Here is a 16,939-nt window from a genome sequence, read left to right on the forward strand (position 1 = left end):
ACAGCTTCTGGAGACACCATGTCGTTCACCCGACCCCGCACCGCCGCGCTCGCGGCGATCGGCGTCGTCGCGCTCACGCTGACCGCGTGCGCGACCGGCGCCGGCGACCCCGCCCCGAACGCATCCGCCGAGGCGGAGCCCGTCACGGGGGGCAACCTGACCTTCGCGATCTCAGTCGACAGCCAGTGCATCGACCCGCAGCAGGTCGGCAACAACGACGCCATCGCGATCGCTCGACAGACCGTCGCTTCGCTCACGATCCAGGACCCTGAGACGGGTGAGATCCTGCCGTGGCTTGCCGAGGAGTGGGAGGTCAACGGCGACGCGACGAGTTTCACGTTCACCCTCCAGGACGGCCCCACGTACGCCGACGGCGAACCGATCGACGCGGCATCCGTCAAGACGAATTTCGAGGCGATCCAGGCGCTGGGGGCGAAGGCGACGCTCGGCTCGTCGTACCTCGCCGACCTCGAGAGCATCGACGTGGTCGACGACCAGACGGTGACCATCAACTTCACCGAGCCGAATGCGCAGTTCCTGCAGGCGACGTCGACCTTCACCCTCGGCCTGCTGTCGCCGGCCACCGCCGCGGTAAGCCAGGCCGACCGCTGCCTCGGCGACTACATCGGCTCGGGTCCGTTCTCGGTGCAGAGCTACACGCCGAACGAGGGCGCCGTGCTCGAGCGCCGCGAGGGCTACGAGTGGGGCCCGTCGACCGCCGGCCACACCGGCGAGGCCTACCTCGACACCATCACGTACAAGGTAGTCCCCGAGTCTGGTAACCGCACCGGCAGCCTGCAGTCGGGTCAGATCGATGCGACCACGGGCATCGCGACGGCCGACGCCGTGCTGTTCGAGGGCGACGACTTCTGGTCGGTCAACCGCGCCAACCCCGGTTCGGTCTACAACCTGTACGCGAACCAGTCGACCGAGAAGCTCGCCGACGAGAACGTGCGCCTCGCGATCCAGAAGGGCATCGACCGCGAGCAGATCACCTCGACCCTGCTCGGCCCCGACGACCTGCCCGCCGTGTCGCCGCTCGCCTCGTCGACCCCGTACTTCACCGACCTGAGCGACGTGCTGGAGTACGACCCGGACGCCGCCGCCGAGTTGCTCGAGGAGTCGGGCTGGACCGAGGGCGACGACGGCATCCGCGAGAAGGACGGCGAGAAGCTCAGCTTCCACGTGACGTACTGGCAGTCGCCCAAGGAGGTGCTCGAGTTCGTGCAGCAGCAGCTGCGCCAGATCGGCGTCGACCTGCAGCTGACCTTCGCCAGCATTGCCGACGTCACCGCCGCGAACGCCGACGGCACGTACGACTTCTCGTACGGCAACCTGACGCGGGCCGATCCCGACGTGCTGCGCACGGTGTTCTCGGTAAGCGGCACCAGCAACGCCACCAAGCGCACCGAGCCCGCCAAGATCGACGAGCTGCTCGACGAGCAGGCCGCGATCATCGACCCGGCAGAGCGTCAGAAAGTCGTCGACGAGGCCGCCGAGCTGCTGATCACCGGCGGCTACTCGATCCCGATCTACCAGCTGTCGACCACGATCACGGCCGCGTCGAAGGTGCAGGGTCTGACGTTCGAGGCGTCCAGCCGCCTGGACTTCTACGACGCCTGGATCGCCGAGTAAGCGCGCACGGGCACACCGAAAGGGATGAGGGACGAGAACATGTGGGGTCGATACATCGCCCGGAGGATCGGGCAGGGCGTGATCGTCTTGTGGGCCGCGTACACGATCTCGTTCCTTATCCTTTACCTCCTTCCCGGCGACGCCGCGACCCTGTTCGCGGGCGGCGGCGACCAGGAGGCCATCGACCCCGAGCTCGTGGCGCAGCTGCGCAGCGAGCTCGGGCTCGACCGCCCGCTGTACGAGCAGTACCTCGTCGCCCTGGGCAAGGCGCTCACCGGGGACTTCGGCGTCTCGACGCAGACCGGGCGCCCGGCATCCGATCTTCTCCTCGAGTCACTGCCCCCGACGCTCGCGCTCACAGCGTTCGCGTTCGTCCTGTCGGTCGTGTTCGGCATCGTCCTTGCGCTGTCGGCGTCGCTCGCCCGCGCGCAGTGGCTGCGCAACCTGCTGTCGTCGCTGCCGCCGCTGGGCGTCTCGATCCCGGTGTTCTGGATCGGACTCCTGCTGTTGCAGGCCTTCTCGTTCCGCATCCGGCTCTTCCCGTCGATGGGCAACGAAGGATTCGAGAGCCTCGTGCTGCCCGCGATCACGATCGCGATCCCCTCGGGCGCGTTCATCGCGCAGCTGCTGTCACGCAGCCTGCGGTCGACTCTCGCCCAGCCGTACGTCGAGATCGTGCGCGCCAAGGGGGCGAGCGAGCGCCGCGTGCAGCTCGGCCACGCGTTCCGCAACGCGGCGATCCCGTCTCTCACGATGGTCGGCGTGCTCATCGGCGGCCTGCTCTCGGGCGCCGTCGTCACCGAGACCGTGTTCTCGCGCCTCGGCATCGGCCGCCTCGTCGTGACCGCCGTCAACAACCGTGACGTGCCCGTGGTCCAGACCGTGGTCGTCTTCGCCGCCCTCGTGTTCGTGGTCGCGAACCTCGTCGTCGACCTCGTCTACCCCCTTATCGACCGCCGCATCACGCTCGCCCGCACGGCGTTCGTCGCAGCCTGACAGGAGCAGCCATGACCGTCGAGAACGTGCTCTCCCCGCCCGCGCGCACCCTCGAGCCGCACGACCCGTTCGTCGAGTCGATCGTCCATCCCAACGCGGATCCGTCGGGCAGCCCGCACGCGGCGACCCTCGAGGAAGAGCGAACGGATGCCGCCACCCGCCGCTCTGCGCTGAAGCCGGTCGTCGCGCTGCTGAAGCAGCCGACCCTGGTCGCGTCGATCCTCGTGCTCACCCTCGTTACCCTGTGGGCGGTGGTGCCTTCGTGGTTCACGGCCTGGGACCCCAACGTGGGAGTCCCTCAGGATCGGCTGCTTCCGCCGAGCCCCGAGCACATCTTCGGGACCGACAACCTCGGTCGCGATCTCTACGCCCGCGTGGTCTATGGGGCGTCGACGTCGCTGGCCGCGACCTCCGTTGCCGTTATCGTCGGCCTCGCCGTCGGGTCGCTGTTCGGCCTGCTCGCCGGCTTCCTCCGCGGGTTCGTGGACGACGCGATCATGCGCTTCATGGACGTGCTGCTCGCGATCCCGAGCCTGCTCCTGTCGCTGGCGCTCATCACCGCGCTCGGCTTCGGCACGCTCAACGTCGCGATCGCGGTCGGACTCGCGAGCATCGCATCCTTCTCCCGGGTCATGCGCGCCGAGGTGCTGCAGATCGCCACCGCCGTCTACGTCGAGGCCGCCCGCGTCTCGGGGGTGCGCTGGTACACCGTGCTGCGCCGTCACGTGCTGCCCAACGCGTCCGGCCCGGTCGTCGCGCTGGCCGCCCTCGAGTTCGGAGTCATGGTGCTCGCGATCTCGTCACTGTCGTTCCTCGGCTTCGGCGCGCCGCCGCCCACGCCCGAGTGGGGCTCGCTCGTCGCGGGCGGACGCGACTACCTCGCCGTGGCGTGGTGGCTCACGACGCTGCCGGGCCTCGTGATCGTCGCCGTCGTGCTGTCGGCCAACCGCATCTCGCGCGCCCTCGAGCGCAATGGAGGAATCCGATGAGCGCGCTCCTGGAAGTCTCGAACCTGTCGGTCTCATACACGCTGGGCGGGCGGCCGCGCCCGGCCGTCCGCGACGTGAGCTTCACCGTCGACCGCGGCGAGGTCGTAACGATCGTGGGCGAGTCGGGCTCGGGCAAGAGCACCACCGCGCACGCCGTGATCCACCTGCTCGCCTCCAACGCCTCCGTCGACGCCGGCTCGATCGTCTTCGACGGCACCGACCTGACCGGGCTCTCGCGCCGGGCGTGGCGTGAGGTGCGCGGGCGCGCGATCGGGCTCATCCCGCAGGACCCGACGACGAGCCTCAACCCGGTCAAGCGCGTCGGACGCCAGGTAGGCGAGCCGCTCGTCATCCACGGGCTCGCCACGCGCCGAGGCGCCGATGCGCGGGCCGTCGAGCTGCTGCGCCTCGCCGGCATCGGCGAGCCCGAAGCCCGCGCCAAGCAGTTCCCGCACCAGTTCTCGGGCGGAATGAAGCAGCGCGCGCTCATCGCGACGGCACTGGCGGCCGAGCCGCAGCTCGTGATCGCGGACGAGCCGACCAGCGCCCTCGACGTCACGGTGCAGAAGCAGATCCTCGACCACATCGACACGCTGGCGTCGACGCTCGACACCGCCGTGCTGCTCATCACCCACGACCTCGGCGTCGCCGCCGACCGCGCCGACCGCATCATCGTGATGCAGAACGGCGAGATCGTCGAGACGGGGACCGCGCGCCAGGTGCTCGAGAGCCCCCGGCATGCGTATACCCGCGCGCTCATCGCCGCGGCACCCGGGCTCCGCGGCGAGACGGTGCGCGTCGCCGAGCGACCGCTTCGGACGGAACAGGGTGACGCCACCCGGGCGCTCCTCGAGGTCACGGGTCTGCGCAAGGAATTCTCTCTTCCGGGACGCGGGAAGCTCGTCGCGGTCGACGACGTGTCGTTCCGCGTGGACCGGGGTGAGACGCTCGCGATCGTGGGCGAGTCGGGTTCGGGCAAGAGCACCACGGCGCGACTGGCGCTGCGCCTCGAGAAGCCGTCGGCGGGCAGCATCCGTTTCGACGGCGAGGACCTGGTCGCCGCGGGCCGCGAGGAGCTGCGCGCACTGCGCCGGCGGTTCCAGCTCGTCTATCAGAGCCCGTTCGCCTCGCTCGACCCGCGGTTCACGCTCGCTGAGGTGATCGACGAGCCGCTGCGCGCCTATGGCGTCGACAAGGCGGAGCGGGCGCGCCGCGTTCGCGACCTGATCGACCAGGTGGCGCTGCCGGCGGGGACCGCGTCGCGGCGCCCGGCCGAGCTCTCGGGCGGCCAGCGGCAGCGGGTTGCGATCGCGCGCGCGCTCGCGCTGCGGCCCGACCTCGTCGTTCTCGACGAGGCCGTGTCGGCGCTCGACGTGTCGGTGCAGGCCCAGATCCTCGACCTGCTCGCGGCGGTGCAGCGCGACTCGGGGGTGTCGTACCTGTTCATCAGCCACGATCTCGCGGTTGTCCGCGAGATCTCCGACCGCGTGGCGGTGATGCAGCAGGGCAGGGTCGTCGAGCAGGGCAAGACCGCGCAGGTGCTCCGTACGCCGCGCGAGGAGTACACGCGACGGCTGATCGAGGCGATTCCGGGGTCGACCCTGTCGCCGCCGGTGCTCGCGGAAGGGGCCGCGGCATGAGCGCCCAGGGCTCGCTGGCGCTGCAGACGACCGAGCTGCTGCAGGAGCTGATCCGCAACGCGGCCGTCAACGACGGCACGCCCGACTCAGGCCACGAGCACCTGCAGGTGCGCGCGCTTCAGGGGTTCTTCGAGGGGTCGGGGGTCGAAGGCGTGGTGGTGGAGCCGCATCCGGGCCGCGCCTCGCTCATCATCCGCATCGAGGGCACGGATCCTACCGCGCCGTCGCTCGCCCTCGTCGGCCACACCGACGTCGTGCCGGTCGAGCCGGCGGGCTGGTCGCGTGATCCGTTCGCGGGCGAGATCGTCGACGGCGTGCTGTGGGGCCGGGGCGCGATCGACATGCTCAACCTCACCGCCGCCTACGCCGTCGTGACCCGAGCCATCGCGACGGGCGGCTTCCGTCCGCGCGGCGACCTCATCTTCGCCGCCGTCGCCGACGAGGAGAACGGCAGCCGCTTCGGTGTGGGCTGGCTCACCGAGCACCGTCTCGACCTCATCGACGCCGACTACGTGCTGACCGAGTCCGGCGGCGCCCACGCCGGCGCACGGCCGCACCTCGGCGTCATGGTCGGCGAAAAGGGAGGCGCCGGACGGCTGCTGCGCGTGACCGGTGCGCCGGGCCACGGCTCGGCCCCCTGGGGATCCCGCAATGCCGCCGTCATCGCGGCCGAGGCGGTGACCCGCCTCGCACGGCACCGCGGCACGACAGTCATCACGCCGCAATGGCGCGCGTACGCCGAGGCACTCGACCTCGAACCCGCGACCCGCACCGCCCTGACCGACCCCGCGCGGTTCTACAACGGCCTGCCACACCTCGGTAGCCTCGGCGGGTTCGCGCACGCCTCGACGCACACGACGATCTCGCCGACTATCGTCCGCGCCGGCGAGAAGGGCAACGTCATTCCGGGCACGGCGACGGTGCAGCTCGACATTCGCGTCCTACCCGATGTCACCCGGGAGGACGTCGAGGGGCTCATCCGCGACGCGCTCGGGGACCTCATCGAGCACATCGAGATCGAGGGCGACTGGTTCGGCGAGTCGACGGCCTCGCCGATCGACACTCCCCTGTTCGACGCCCTCGGCAGCGCCGTGCGCCGCGCTTACCCGACGGCGGAGCTCCTGCCGATGCTCGGGGTGGGCGGCACCGACGGCCGGTTCTACCGTCGCCGCGGCATCCCGGCCTACGGCTTCGGCGTGCTCAGCGAGCGCTGGGACTACGGCACCTTCCGCCGCCTGTTCCACGGCAACGACGAGCGCATCGACCTCGACTCGATCGCCCTCACGGTCGACGCACTCGACCACGCCGTGCGCACGTTCCACGCCAACACCAGCACCGCGACCAGGACCCGCACTCCCGAGGAGGCCGCGGTATGAAGTGTCCTCCCGGCTTCACAGACTTCGCAGGGTCGCGCCCTTCTCGCACCGGACCGCCGGATCTCTGCGAGCTCCGCGCGAATCTGCGAAGTCTGTAAACCCAACCGCGGCCTGAGTTCGCGGCATCCGCCATCCGGCTGTACCCACGAGGAGCACCCATGACCACCACCCTCAACACCGATGTCGACCGCGCGCAGTTCGGGCGCGACTGGGAGGACTGGCACCGCACGCACGAGACGCGGCGCGCCGACTCCCTCGGCTTCTTCGCGATCACCGGTCTGCACTGGCTCGGCGGCGACCCGGTCACCGTGCCCGGCGCTCCCGGCACCTGGCGGCTGAGCGCCGACGGCGTGGTCGTCGAGCTCGCCGAGGGCGAGAGCCTGACCCTCGACGGCCGGGCGATCAGCGGCACGCACGCGTTCGGCGAGATCGCCGAACGTGGCAGCGTCACCCCGACGTTCACCGACGGCGAGGTCGCCGGGGCGGTCGAGATCGCGGTCCGCGGTGGTCACACGATCCTGCGCCCGCGCCGGGCCGATCACCCGTTCCTCGCGGAGTACTCGGGCACCCCGACGTACGTGCCGAACCCGCGGTGGCGGGTCGCGGCCCGCTTCCGCCCCTTCGAGGCGCCGATCCCGACCGAGGTCGGCGCCGCGGTGGACGGCCTCACCCACGTGTACGACGCCCCGGGCGTGCTGGAGTTCTCGTGGCGCGGCGAGGAGTTCACGCTCCTCGCGTTCGCCGGCAAGGCGCCGGGCGACCTGCTCGTGCTGTTCACCGACGCGACGAGCGGGCTCACCACCTACGCCGCGAACCGCTCGGTGGGGGTGGATGCGCCGGATGCCGACGGCTGGACGACGATCGACTTCAACCGCGCCGTCAACCTGCCCTGCGCGTACACCGACTTCGCGACCTGCCCGCTGCCGCCCACGGGCAACCGCCTGCCGATCGGCATCGAGGCGGGCGAGAAGAAGCCGCTGTCGCGCGTGGTCTCGAACGCCGCGCTCGTGGCACCGGGGGTGGCCGCATGAGGTTCCAGCTGCTCGACATCGTCCCCTACCGCGCCGATCCGATCACAGGCCGCCAGGTCTCGCCGGCGGAGCGCTTCGCCGAGACCCTGCAGCAGGCGGTCCGCGCCGAAGAGCTGGGAGTGGATGCCATCGCCATCGGCGAGCGCCATGCCGGCCATTTCCTCTCCTCGTCGCCGACGGTGCTGCTCAGCGCGATCGCGGCCCGGACCCGCCGCATCCGTCTCAATTCCGGCGTCACGGTGCTCTCGGTGCTGGATCCGGTGCGCGTCGCTGAGGACTACGCGACGATCGACCAGCTGTCGGGCGGGCGGCTCGACCTCACGATCGGCAAGGGCAACGAGGTGGCGCAGTTCCCGCTGTTCGGGCTCGACATCGACGATCAGTGGGAGCTCCTCGCGGAGAAGTACGAGCTGCTGCGCACCCTGTGGCGTGAGGAGGACGTGACGTGGCCCGGAACGGAGTTCACGCGGCCGCTCACGGGCGTCACGACCCTGCCACGCCCGTTCGACGGTGCGCCGCGGGTGTGGCACGGCTCGGCGACGACGCTGTTCTCGGCGGGCCTGGCCGCCCGCTTCGGCGACCCGCTGTTCAGCGCGAACGCGATCCAGCCGCTCGAGAACTACGGCGTGCTCGTCGACCACTACCGCTCGGAGTACGCGCGGCACGGTCACGACCCGGCGGCCGCGTTCGTCGCCGCGGGATCCGGGGCGCTGTTCATCGCCGACACCACGCAGGAGGCCATCGCCCAGTACGGCCCGGTGTATAACGCGATCGTCGCGGCCACCAACGTGCCCGGCAACAACACCCCGTTCCGCGACATCGAGCACGCTGTCGCCGAGGGGCCCGCGCTCGTCGGCACGCCGCAGCAGGTGATCGACAAGATCGCACGCTTCCACGGCCGGCTCGAACACGATCTGCAGTCGATCAGCCTGCCCACGACGGTGCCGTTCGAACGCCAGCTGGAGATCCTGGAGCGCTTCGCCCTCGAGGTCGCCCCGGTGCTGCGGCGGGAGTTCCCGACGGCGCTGTGGACGGATGCCGACCCCCTCGGCCGGCGATCGCTCGAGCTCGCCGCGGCGTGAGTCCGGGGCCTCGTGACGATTGAGGGCGCGGGCGCCGTCCGGGGGTCCCGGACGCGGCTCGCGCTCTGGGCGTGCCTGGCCGCTGGCTTTGCCACGCTCTTCGATGCCACCGTCATCACCTACGCGGCGCCCGCGGTGAGCTCGTCGCTCGGCGGGTCCACGGCGGGGGTGCAATGGCTGCTCGCGTCGTTCTCGCTCACCTTCGGGCTCGGCCTCATCCCGTCGGGGAGGCTCGGCGACGTCTACGGTCGCCGGTTGCTGTTCCTCGTCGGCCTCGGGATCTTCTTCGTCGGCGGCGTGGTGGCGGTCGCCGCCCCCACGATCGTCGTGCTCGTGGCGGCGCGATTCGTCCAGGGCCTCGGTGCCGGCGTCATCAGCGCGCAGGTGCTCGGCGCGATCCAGGACCTCTACACGGGCGCGTCGCGGCTGCGTTCTCTCGCCGCGTACACGGCCGTCGGCGGTCTGGCCGGGGTGCTGGGCCCGGTTCTCGCCGCGCTCCTCCTCGGGGCCCTTCCCGCCGACATCGCCTGGCGCGTGGTGCTGCTGACGCCGCTTCCGCTCGTGATCGCGGCTGTCGTGCTCGGATGGCGAGGGATGCCGGGCCCCCGCGCCTCGGCCGCGTCCGGGCGGGTCTGGATCGATCTGCCCGGGATCGTGCTGCTGTGCCTGGTCGTCGTGGCCCTGACCCTGCCGGTGGTGGAGCCGGGCCTGTCGGGACGGTCGGGGCTGGCCGTGGCCGGGGCGGCCGTGCTGCTCGGGCTGGCGCTCGTCCTGTGGGAGAAGCGGTACGCCCGGCGCGGGCGGCTCCCGCTGTTCGCGCCGGCGTTGGTGCGATCGCGCGGCTTCGTGGTGGGCAACGTGGTCGCCCTGCTGTGGTTCGGCAGCGGGATGGCTGCCGGATCGGCGGTCACCCTGTATTTCCTGCTGTCTCCGGCGCTCTCGGCGCTGGCGATCGCCCTCGTGTTTGCGCCCGGGGCCCTGGCGCGGCTCGGCGGCTCGCTGTTCAGTCTGCGTGTGGTCGGGCGGATCGGGTCGTCCGCGACGGTGGCGCTGGGGCTGGGACTGCAGGCCGCCCTGTTCGCGGGCCTGGCGGTCGCGGCGCCGCTGCTGCCGAACGGGGTGCTGTTCGTGGTCGCCGCGGCAGCCCAGATCGGGCTCGGAATCGGCGGCGGCCTCGTGGAACCCGTGGTCCGCGCCACCACGCTCTCGTTCGCGCCGGCCGAGCTGCACGGGGTCGCCGCCTCGTTCCTTCAGCTCACTCAGCGATTGGCGGCGACGTTCCTGGTCGCCCTGGCCACCGGCGTCCTCCTCACCTCGTCGGGCATCTCGACCGCCGCGACCTTGCAGGCTGCGCTGGTGACGTGTGCGGTGGGCTCTGCGGTCGCCCTGGTCGCGTCTGCAGACCCTGTGTTCCGGCGGGCGGGCACACGCGCTGAAGCGGCGGTGCCCCTGCTGGACAGCTCGCGGAGCACCACCCGGACGTGAGCATCGGCTCCCGCCTCACTCCGACGGAGCGAGCTCCTTCGCGAAGCACTGCGAGAAGGGGAACGCCTTGTACGGCTCGAAGATCGGGATCGGGCGGTATCCGATCCGCTCGTAGAGGACCACCGCCTCGTGCTGACGGTCACCGGTCTGCAGGATCAAGCGGCCCGCGCCGCGATCCTGCGCGATGCGCTCGAGCTCGCTCATCAGTGCCCGGCTCACCCCCGTGCCGCGTGCGCGCGGCTTCACGAACACGCGCTTCACCTCCAGGTCGCGCGTGCCGTCGTGGACGAGATCCCGCAGCGCCGCGTGACCGACGGCCGCACCAGACTCGTCGACGGCGAGCACTGTTGCGACGATGGTGCCGGGGTCGACCGCGAACGCACGCTGCGCTTCCTCGGCGACGGGTGCAGCATGGGCCAGCCGATCCGCGTAGCGAGGCGCAATCTCGCCGTCCATCTCGGAGCGCAGGGCCTCGGCGCGCGGGTCGTCCCACGGGACGGTCTCGAGCGTCCACGCACGTTCGGCCGGTGGCGTGTCCGCGGGCTCGGGTGCCAGGTCGTAGCCGAACGTGAACAGCTCGATCCAGCGGCCGGGCTGCACTTCCCACGCACCCTCGCGCTCCGGCAGCCGCTCGAAGCCCAGCTTCGCGTAGAGCGCGTGGGCGCCGGTCATCTCGGGACCGCTGTTCATCACGACGCGGTGCGAACCACGCTCGCGCGCGAGGTCGATGACGTGGCGGGTGAGCGCCTCGCCGATGCCTCGGCCGCGGGCGGCAGGGGCCACGGCGAGTTGCCGGAAGTCCGTCTCACCGGGTCGGGCGACCTCCGCGAGCGGCCGGTTCGGACGCGCGATCCACACCGTCCCGAGGACCTCGCCGCTCGGCTCGACCGCCACCCACACGTCGCCCCCGCGCACGCGGCTCGCGACATCGCGAAGCGAGGCGACGTACTCGTCGGAGAGCTTCCCGTAGCTCGACAGGTACGCCTGTGCGGTCACCTCGCCGGCGCGCTGGTACTCCTCGGTGCGCACCCGGCGGATGGTGATGTCAGCGGGGACGGATGCCCCAGCCACGGCCCCGTCGTCGGTCGCGGCGACCGATCCCCCGCTCACGCGAGCACCTCCGCCGGGGCAGCCCGCTTCTCGCGCCCGCCCGTCTCGGCGGTCCCCCACGCATCAGCGAGGAGCGCGTACGAGCGTTCGCGGTCATCGGGGTCGTGCGTGATCGTGGTGACGAGCAGCTCGTCGGCGCCCGTGACGCGCTGCAGCGTCTCCAGCCGCTCGACGACGCTGTCGGTCGAGCCGACGAATTGCGTCTCGACGCGGTCGCGCACGACCTCGAACTCTTCGTGGGAGAGCGGGTTGACGCTGGCGTCGAGCGGCGACGGGAAAGGGACGGCCCCTTGACCGGCGCGGATGCTGTGCACCCATCGACCGTAACCCGCGGCGAGCCGGCGGGCTTCGGCATCGGTATCCGCGACGACCACGTCCACCGACACGATCACGTGCGGCGCTGCGATGCGGCCAGGGCGAAACGACGCACGGTACTCGGCGACGGCGTCGAGGATGAAGGCGGGGGCGACGTGGTAGGTGGCGCCGAACGGCAATCCGAGTTGGCCGGCGAGCCGGGCGCTCGGCCCGGCCGTCGAACCGTGGATCCAGATGGTGATGTCCGCTCCCTCGGCGGGAGTGGCGTGGATCGCCACCTTCTCCGGGGAGGCGTAGGTTCCGTCGATGAAGGCGAGGATGTCGGCCACATCCTGCTCGAACCGGTCGGCGTCGTCGGTGCGCCCGAGCAGGCGCGCCTGGACGACGAATCGCTCGGAGTCGAAAGCGAGGGGCCGCTGAGGCGGCAGGAGCAGCCCGTCCACCACCCGCTGCTCGGCCGAATCCTCCATCGGGGGATGCTGCACCGTGCTGCGATTGCCGGAGCGGCCGATTCCGAGGTCGAGGCGTCCGGGGTGCAGCGCGGCCACGACGCCCGCGGCTTCGGCCACCTGCACGGGCGAGTAGTTGCCGATGATGGTCGCCGCCGTGCCGACGCGGATGCGGTCGGTCGCAGCGGCGATCGCCGCGAGCAGGACGTGCGGCGCGGACCCCGACAGGCCCGGATTGAAGTGATGCTCGGCGAGCCAGTAGCGGTGGTAGCCCAGCCGCTCGGTGTGTCGGGCGAGCGCGATCGAGGCGCGCAGCCCGTCCGCGGCCGTCTGCCCCGCTCCGAACGGGGACAGGTCGAGGACGGAGAGGGGGACGCGGGACATGAGGAGCTCCTGGGTGTGCGCAAAGGGAAAGAGGCCGGGCCCGCTCTGAGCGGGCCCGGCCGGGGTCGTGCGATCAGGACTTGGGCAGTCCGGCGGGGTTGATCTCGCTGGTCTCGACGCGCTCCGACTGGAGGTCCCAGATCTTCAGGACCTCGTCGTACTGCCCGTTCTCGATGAGGGCGTTGAGCGCGATGTTGACGGGCTCGATGAGGCCGTTGCCCTTGGCCGTGGCGGCGGCGATGCTCGCCGTCAGCGGCCAGCCGCCGGGCACGAGGCCGACGAGCTTGGTGTCGCCGGTCTCACGCGCGGCCCACGCGGAGGTCGCGTTCGGGCCGAAGGTGGCGTCGATGCGGCCCGATTGCAGCGCCAGCACGGTGGCGGCGTTGTCGTCGAAGTACTGCAGCTCGGCGGGCTCCTCGCCCGCGGCCTCGAGCTCCTCGTTCCAGGCCAGCAGCACCTGCTCCTGGTTCGTGCCCGAGCCGACCGCGATCTTGAGGCCGGTGATGTCGGCGGCCTCCTCGATCTTCTCGATGTCGCTGTCGCTCGTCACATAGAAGCCGAGCAGGTCCTCGCGGTAGCTCGCGAAGTCGTACAGCTCCTTGCGCTCCTCGGTGACGGTGACGTTCGACGTGATGAGGTCGTACTTGCCCGACTGGATGCCGAGCGGCCAGTCCGCCCACGCAACCACCACCGGGTTGTACTCGAGGCCGAGTGCGTCGGCGATCAGCGCGCCGATGTTCGGCTCGGTGCCGGCGGGGTTCGTCTCGCCCTCGGGGATGTAGCCCAGCGGCGGGACGTAGGCGGAATGCGCCACAGTGAGCTTGCCCGGCTCGACCGGCTCGAAGCCGCTCGCCTCGAGCGCATCGACGGCCTCCGCGACGGGCTCGTCGAGACGGACCCACTGGATCTCGTCGGTCGCGACGTTCGCCAACTCCTCAGTCTTCTCGGGGGCGCCGGCGGCCTCGGCGGGCTGGTTCTGGTTGACGCCCCAGACGATGCCGCCGACGATCGCGGCCACCGCGACGGCTCCGACACCGATCGCGATGCCCTGCTTCTTGCTCAGTGCCATGTGATTGCTTCCTTTTCTCGGGTGAGTGCTCGATGTCGAGATCTCGGTTTCAGGCCAGGACCTTCGCGAGGAAGTCCTGGACGCGGGGGTGCTCCGGTGTGACGAGGACCTCGGCGGGCGGGCCCTGCTCGATGACGCGGCCGCCGTCGAGGAAGACGACCCGGTCGGCGACCTCGCGGGCGAATCCGACCTCGTGGGTGACGATGACGAGGGTCGTGCCGAGCTGCGCGAGGTCCCGGATGACGTCGAGGACCTCGCCCACGAGCTCCGGGTCGAGCGCGCTGGTCGGCTCGTCGAAGAGGATCACCTTGGGCTTGAGGGCGAGGGCGCGCGCGATCGCGACGCGCTGCTGCTGTCCGCCCGACAGCTGCCGGGGGTAGTGCTCGGCCTTGTCGGCCAGCCCGACGCGGTCGAGAAGGCCGAGGGCGAGCTCTCGGGCGTCGTCCTTGGAGAGTCGGCCGAGCGCGACCGGCGCCTCGGTGACGTTCTCGAGCGCGGTCAGGTGCGGGAAGAGATTGAAGTTCTGGAAGACGATGCCGATCTGCGTTCGCCGCTCCAGCACCTCACGCTCGCGCAGCTCGTAGAGCTTGTCGCCGCGCAGCTCGTAGCCGATCAGCTGGCCGTCGACCGTGACCGAGCCGCGGTCGACGCTCTCGAGGTGGTTGATCGTGCGCAGCAGGGTCGACTTGCCCGAGCCGCTCGGCCCGAGGATCGCCACGACCTCGCCCGGCTCGACAGTCAGGTCGATGCCGCGCAGCACCTCGACTCCGCCGTAGCTCTTGTGGACGTTGTGGATCTCGACGAGGCCCGTCGTGGGGGCATCCGTGACGGTTGTCATGTCAGCGCCCTCCGAACTTCGCGTCGTTGCTCGAACCCTGCGATGCCGCAGTGGTCAGGGGCGCAGCATCCGTCCCCTCCAGAGGAGGTGGTGAGGCGTCGCTGTCGCCGAGACGTGCCCACTGCACGGCGATCCAGTGGCGCGCACGCTGGACGGGTGTCGGGGGCAGCACGCGCACGGTGCCGCGGGCGTAGTGCCGCTCGATGTAGTACTGCGCGATGCTCAGGATCGTGGTGATGATCGTGTACCACACCACGGCGACCAGGAGCAGCGGGATCACGCGGCTGTTGCGGTTGTAGATGACCTGCACGGCGTAGAACACCTCGGGGATCGCGATCACGAACACGACCGACGCGCCCTTGACGAGGCCGATCACCTCGTTGGTGGCGTTCGGCACGATGGACCGCATCGCCTGCGGCAGGATGATGCGGGTCAGCCGGCGGCGCGGAGGGATGCCGAGTGCCGCGGCCGCCTCAAGCTGGCCCTGGTCGACCGACAGCAGGCCGCCGCGGATGATCTCCGCCGAGTACGCCGCCTGGTTGAGGCTGAGTCCGAGGATCGCCGCGGCGAAAGCGCTGATCAGCTGCACGGTGGGGAACTCGACGATCCAGAAGTCGGTCGTGAACGGGGTGCCGAGGCCGAGGGTCGGATACAGGTACCCGAGGTTGTACCAGACGATGATCTGCACGACGAGGGGCACCGAGCGGAAGAACCAGATGAACAGCCAGGCCGCCGAGTTGAGCAGCGGAGACTTGGCGAGGCGGGCGAGGGCGAGGAGGGTGCCGAGGAAGAAGCCGATGGTCGCCGAGATCACGGTGAGCGCCAGCGTGATGCCGACGCCCTGGAGCACGGGCTCCGAGAGGAAGTAGTGGGCGAAGACGTCCCACTCGTAGTTCTCGTTCGTCACCAGCGACCACGCGAACTGGGCGACGACGAACAGCACCACGACGCCGATCGACCAGCGGAACCAGTGCCGAGTGTGGACCACGCGGAGATCGCCGAGGTCGACGCGCGACGAGCCCGCCGACGACGGCGCGGCCTCGGCGGCGTCTGCGGCGCCTGCCTGGCGCGGAAGTGTGTCGGTCATGAGGTGCTCCTCGGTCAGCGGCGCGGAGGTTCGGGGTGCGGGAGGTGCGCCGGTACGAGGACGGTAGGCCGGTGAAGGCCCGATCGCCGAGCCGAGGGCGCCGTCGAGCGACACGGATCGTGACGATCTGACACGCGACGTCACACGGCGGAATCCGCCGACGCACGCAGGCCCCGTGTGCCGGCGAGGACCTAGCTTGGCTCGCATGTCCGACACCCCGTTCGCCGTCGCGCTCGAGCTGGACGCCGACGGCGCCCGCCCCGCGGCACCGCCAGTTTCCGCCGCCCTCTCCGCGCGCCGCCTGGCCGTCCGCGGCGCGGCCGCCGAGCGCTTCGGCTTCACCGCCGTGACGTTCGACGACTCACCGCTGCCGGTCGCCGATGCGGTCGCGCGGCTCGATGCCGTGCAGCGCGCCGCGTTCCTCGCGCCGCTCACGTCGGCCATCGGCCTCGTGCCGGTCGCGCACGTCGCCTACAGCGAGCCGTTCCACGTCGCGACGCAGCTCGCGAGCCTCGACTGGGCCTCGAACGGACGCGCGGGCTGGATCGCCGCAGCCTCTGGGACCGCGCGCGAGGCCGCGGCCTACGGTCGTGAGGCGCTTTCAGGCGACCATCTCCGCCGTGCGCAAGAGGACGTGATCGAGGTCGCTCGCCGCCTTTGGGACTCGTGGGAGGACGACGCTGTCATCCAGGACGCAGCGAGCGGCCGCTACCTCGACGCCGACAAGCTCCACTACATCGACTTCGAGGGCGAGAGCTTCTCGGTGAAGGGTCCGCTCATCACGCCCAGGCCACCGCAGGGGCAGCTGGTCGTGGTGGCGCCGGCCGGCACCGCGGGTGCGGACGTCGCGCTGGTCACGGGTACCGACCTGGCGGAGATCACGGGTGCTGCATCCCGCGCCCGTGCCGCGGGTGCGCCGCTCGTCTGGGCGGAGGTCGAGGTGGTGCTCGAGGCGCGCGGCGTGTCCGCGACGCGGCGGCTCGAGACCCTCGGCGGCTGGACGGACGCCGGGCGCGTGCGCTACTCGGGCGACGCGAACGGTCTCGTCGCGCTGACCGCTGGACTGGCAGCATCCGTCGATGGTGTACGTCTGCACGTCGCAGAGCTCGATGTCGATCTCGAGGAGGTGGGTCGCGCGGTGCTGCCGGCGCTGCGAGAGCGGATCGGCTTCCGTTCGCCGCGGGCGGGCGAGACCCTCCGCGATGCCCTCGGCCTCGAGCGCAGCGTGAGCCGCTACGCCGCCACCGCCGTGAAGGAGTTCGCATGACCACGTCCCGTCGCATCCAGTTCGGTGTGTTCTTCCAGGGGGTCAACTTCGGCACCATCTGGTCGAGCGACCGCAGCGGCTCGCAGTACGACTTCGAGTCGTTCCGCCGCATCGCGCAGACCGCCGAGCGCGGGCTCTTCTCGGCGTTCTTCCTCGGCGAGGGGTTGCGACTTCGTGAGCACTTCG

General features: G+C 70.9%; 14 protein-coding genes and 1 pseudogene. 10 read left to right on the plus strand and 5 right to left on the minus strand.

The features are described from left to right. Nucleotides 1-18 precede the first annotated feature (18 nt). The 8 genes from MRBLWH3_RS18340 (at nt 19) to MRBLWH3_RS18375 (ending at nt 10,234) form a co-directional block, all read left to right on the plus strand. A complete protein-coding gene (locus MRBLWH3_RS18340; protein ID WP_363435142.1) occupies nt 19-1,635 on the plus strand; it encodes an ABC transporter substrate-binding protein in 1,617 nt (538 codons plus the stop codon). A 78-nt stretch (nt 1,636-1,713) separates the two neighbouring features. After that, entirely contained in the window at nt 1,714-2,631 is a 918-nt protein-coding gene (locus MRBLWH3_RS18345; RefSeq protein ID WP_414685388.1) for an ABC transporter permease, read from the plus strand. An 11-nt stretch (nt 2,632-2,642) separates the two neighbouring features. Further along, nucleotides 2,643-3,620: an ABC transporter permease gene (locus MRBLWH3_RS18350; protein WP_116195886.1), complete on the plus strand. Its 978-nt coding sequence runs from the start codon at nt 2,643-2,645 to the stop codon at nt 3,618-3,620. Further along, nucleotides 3,617-5,260: an ABC transporter ATP-binding protein gene (locus MRBLWH3_RS18355; RefSeq protein ID WP_363435145.1), complete on the plus strand. Its 1,644-nt coding sequence runs from the start codon at nt 3,617-3,619 to the stop codon at nt 5,258-5,260. Before MRBLWH3_RS18350 ends, MRBLWH3_RS18355 begins: the two co-directional genes overlap by 4 nt. Next, nucleotides 5,257-6,636, plus strand: a complete 1,380-nt coding sequence (locus MRBLWH3_RS18360; RefSeq protein WP_363435148.1) for a M20/M25/M40 family metallo-hydrolase — start codon at nt 5,257-5,259, stop codon at nt 6,634-6,636. Before MRBLWH3_RS18355 ends, MRBLWH3_RS18360 begins: the two co-directional genes overlap by 4 nt. A 158-nt stretch (nt 6,637-6,794) precedes the next feature. After that, nucleotides 6,795-7,667, plus strand: coding sequence for a DUF1684 domain-containing protein (locus MRBLWH3_RS18365; RefSeq protein WP_116195883.1), 873 nt, complete (start codon nt 6,795-6,797; stop codon nt 7,665-7,667). Beyond that, nucleotides 7,664-8,749, plus strand: coding sequence for an LLM class flavin-dependent oxidoreductase (locus tag MRBLWH3_RS18370; RefSeq protein ID WP_116195882.1), 1,086 nt, complete (start codon nt 7,664-7,666; stop codon nt 8,747-8,749). Before MRBLWH3_RS18365 ends, MRBLWH3_RS18370 begins: the two co-directional genes overlap by 4 nt. Before the next feature lie 12 nt (nt 8,750-8,761). Beyond that, a complete protein-coding gene (locus MRBLWH3_RS18375) occupies nt 8,762-10,234 on the plus strand; it encodes an MFS transporter (RefSeq protein WP_363435151.1) in 1,473 nt (490 codons plus the stop codon). A 15-nt stretch (nt 10,235-10,249) separates the two neighbouring features. Here the strand turns inward: MRBLWH3_RS18375 and MRBLWH3_RS18380 are convergent, their stop codons facing one another. The 5 genes from MRBLWH3_RS18380 to MRBLWH3_RS18400 all read right to left on the minus strand — a co-directional run bounded on the left by MRBLWH3_RS18380 (nt 10,250) and on the right by MRBLWH3_RS18400 (nt 15,486). After that, nucleotides 10,250-11,344 (minus strand): GNAT family N-acetyltransferase, encoded by a 1,095-nt coding sequence (locus MRBLWH3_RS18380; RefSeq protein ID WP_363435154.1) that lies wholly within the window; start codon nt 11,342-11,344, stop codon nt 10,250-10,252. After that, nucleotides 11,341-12,492 carry an LLM class flavin-dependent oxidoreductase gene (locus tag MRBLWH3_RS18385; protein ID WP_363435156.1) on the minus strand — a complete coding sequence of 384 codons (1,152 nt, stop codon included), beginning with the start codon at nt 12,490-12,492 and terminating at the stop codon, nt 11,341-11,343. Before MRBLWH3_RS18385 ends, MRBLWH3_RS18380 begins: the two co-directional genes overlap by 4 nt. A gap of 73 nt (nt 12,493-12,565) precedes the next feature. Next, nucleotides 12,566-13,561, minus strand: a complete 996-nt coding sequence (locus MRBLWH3_RS18390; protein ID WP_363435158.1) for an ABC transporter substrate-binding protein — start codon at nt 13,559-13,561, stop codon at nt 12,566-12,568. Between the two features lie 49 nt (nt 13,562-13,610). Continuing rightward, nucleotides 13,611-14,399, minus strand: a complete 789-nt coding sequence (locus MRBLWH3_RS18395) for an amino acid ABC transporter ATP-binding protein (RefSeq protein ID WP_363435161.1) — start codon at nt 14,397-14,399, stop codon at nt 13,611-13,613. A 1-nt stretch (nt 14,400) separates the two neighbouring features. Then, nucleotides 14,401-15,486 carry an amino acid ABC transporter permease gene (locus MRBLWH3_RS18400; RefSeq protein ID WP_363435164.1) on the minus strand — a complete coding sequence of 362 codons (1,086 nt, stop codon included), beginning with the start codon at nt 15,484-15,486 and terminating at the stop codon, nt 14,401-14,403. A 205-nt stretch (nt 15,487-15,691) separates the two neighbouring features. Here MRBLWH3_RS18400 and MRBLWH3_RS18405 point away from each other — a divergent pair, with 205 nt between their 5' ends. Together MRBLWH3_RS18405 and MRBLWH3_RS18410 are read left to right on the plus strand one after the other, a co-directional pair. After that, nucleotides 15,692-16,753, plus strand: coding sequence for an LLM class flavin-dependent oxidoreductase (locus MRBLWH3_RS18405; RefSeq protein ID WP_363435167.1), 1,062 nt, complete (start codon nt 15,692-15,694; stop codon nt 16,751-16,753). Beyond that, a pseudogene (locus MRBLWH3_RS18410) lies at nt 16,750-16,939 on the plus strand (F420-dependent methylene-tetrahydromethanopterin reductase); the annotation flags it as partial. The gene MRBLWH3_RS18405 and the pseudogene MRBLWH3_RS18410, both read left to right, overlap by 4 nt.

Origin of the sequence: Microbacterium sp. LWH3-1.2 (genome assembly GCF_040675855.1) — a bacterium.
Classification (GTDB): Bacteria; Actinomycetota; Actinomycetes; order Actinomycetales; family Microbacteriaceae; genus Microbacterium.